Source organism: Pseudomonas sp. NBRC 111124, assembly GCF_001320245.1.
Lineage (GTDB): Bacteria > Pseudomonadota > Gammaproteobacteria > Pseudomonadales > Pseudomonadaceae > Aquipseudomonas.
Map to the genome: position 1 here is coordinate 1 of NZ_BCBA01000054.1, position 2307 is coordinate 2307.

Here is a 2307-nt window from a genome sequence, read left to right on the forward strand (position 1 = left end):
GAGCCCGCGAACACGGGCGAAGCCCGTGCCATCCACCGCGGTGTATTCTTCGCGGGCACGCCCGCTCCCACAGGGAATCCCGCCCTCCTTTGCAATCTGTGCATGGACGCTAAAGAGCCGCGAAACCAGGCCGATAACCCGGCATCCCCCGTTTCCCACGAAGGTCACCATGGCCACGCATAATGCCCGCGCGGACGCGCTGTCGCTGCTGCTGTTCACCCTGCGCAGCGGCAAGCTGATGGCAATCAACCTGCTCAAGGTCAGCGAGATCATCCCCTGCCCGCCGCTGACCAAACTGCCCGAATCGCACCCGCACGTGAAAGGCGTGGCGACCCTGCGCGGCAATTCGCTGTCAGTGATCGACCTGTCCCGGGCCATCGGTGAACGCCCGCTGGCCGACCCGGACGGCGGCTGCCTGATCGTCACCGAGATCAGCCGCTCGCGCCAGGGCCTGCATGTGCAGGCGGTAAGCCGCATCGTCCATTGCCTGAGCACCGACATCAAGCCGCCGCCATTCGGCTCGGGCAACCGTTCGTTCATCACCGGCGTGACCCGGGTCGACAACACCCTGGTGCAGGTGCTGGACATCGAAAAGGTCATCCACGGCATCGCCCCGCCCGCGCCGGAGCCACAACCGGGTGAACTGAGCGAGGAAGACGCCAGCCTGCTGGCCGCTGCCAACATCCTGGTGGTCGATGACAGTCAGGTAGCGCTGCAACAGTCGGTGCACACCCTGCGTAACCTCGGCATCGACTGCCACACCGCACGCAGCGCCAAGGATGCGATGAACGTGCTGCTGGAACTGCAGGGCACCGCGCAAGAGATCAACATCATCGTCTCTGACATCGAAATGTCCGAGATGGACGGTTATGCCTTCACCCGCACCCTGCGCGAGACCCCGGACTTCCAGCACCTCTACGTCCTGTTGCACACCTCGCTGGACAGCGCCATGAGCGGCGAAAAGGCCAGGCTGGCCGGAGCCAATGCCATCCTCACCAAGTTCTCCTCGCCCGACCTGACCGACTGCCTGGTGACGGCAGCGCGGACGGTGGTGTTTGCCGAGCGCTGAAGCACGTGTTGTTATATTCAGCGACAAACTCCCTGGCTTACCGCCAGGGATGACTCGGGCATAATTCGCGCCCCTCGGATCAATTGCCGGAACCGCGTATGAAGTTTCTCAGTTCTCTCCTGATTGCCTGCGCCCTGTTCAGCGGCGTCACCCAGGCCTCCAGCAGCCAGGCCTGGAACGAGCAGCGCCAGCAGATGCTCAAGGCCTGCCTCAAAGCCAGCCAGTTCAAGGATGCTCACGCCCGTGGCAAACCGGCGGAGTTCGATGACCAGGTCGGCTTCAGCGCCCTGCTGATCGAGGGGGTTTTTCCACAGAAGCACATGCAGCAGCGCACCGGCACCGAGCTGTGCCTGTACGACCGCAAACAGCAGCAGGCCTTCGTCAGCGAATGGAACCCAGACGCCAAGTGAACGACAGCCTGCGTTTTGCCTGTACCGGTTGTGGCAAGTGCTGCACCGGCCACCATGTGCCATTGACCCTGGCCGAAGCCCGCCAATGGGCGGCAAGCGGCGGCCAGGTGGTGGTCTTGATCGAAGGCTTCGTGACCGATGGGCCGGGCATGCCGGCGGACCAGCGCGAGCATGTGCTGCGTCGCTCGTATCCGGTGCCTTGTGGCGCCAGCGAAGTGCGCGTTTCGGTGACCTTTGCTGCGTTCAACCCGGGGCGTTGTCGCAACCTCGACGACAACGACCTGTGCACCATTTATGAAAGCCGACCGCTGGTTTGCCGCATCTATCCGGTGGAGATCAACCCGCATATTCCGCTGCGGCCGGAGAACAAGGACTGCCCGCCCGAGGCCTGGGAGCAAGGGCCCGAGCTGATACACGGCTCACTGCCGGTGGACCCGGCGCTGCTGGCGCTGGTGCAGGCTTCGCGGCAGGCGGATCGTGACGATATTGCGGCCAAGGTGGCCATTTGCGAGGCGCTGGGGATGACCAGCAGTGCGCTCAAAGGCAATGGGTTTACTGCTTATCTGCCGGACATGACGGCCTTTACCGGGGCGCTGGCACAGACATTTTCAGAGACCGGGGCCGAGTGGACATTGCACGTGGAGCAGCCTGAGCGGGTGAATGAATTGCAGGCTCGGGGATTGCGGACCACTGCTGAAGCGCCGGTCTACTATGCCTTCATCGGGTTCTAGGTAGGCCTCTTCGCGTCTTTCTACAGCGGGTGACAGGATCGCGTAAGGGCCACCAGGTGCTGGTCACGACACCTTCAGCGCCTATGAGATCGAGCGC

The 2307-nt window shown here is 63.4% G+C and carries 3 protein-coding genes; all 3 read left to right on the plus strand.

The window, feature by feature from the left end:
- Positions 1–169 precede the first annotated feature (169 nt).
- On the plus strand, positions 170–1069 hold the full coding sequence (locus APH28_RS20845; protein ID WP_060512421.1) for a chemotaxis protein: 900 nt from the start codon (positions 170–172) through the stop codon (positions 1067–1069).
- A gap of 98 nt (positions 1070–1167) precedes the next feature.
- Entirely contained in the window at positions 1168–1479 is a 312-nt protein-coding gene (locus APH28_RS20850; RefSeq protein ID WP_060512422.1) for a hypothetical protein, read from the plus strand.
- On the plus strand, positions 1476–2210 hold the full coding sequence (locus APH28_RS20855) for a YkgJ family cysteine cluster protein (protein ID WP_060512423.1): 735 nt from the start codon (positions 1476–1478) through the stop codon (positions 2208–2210). Before APH28_RS20850 ends, APH28_RS20855 begins: the two co-directional genes overlap by 4 nt.
- Positions 2211–2307: the final 97 nt, after the last annotated feature.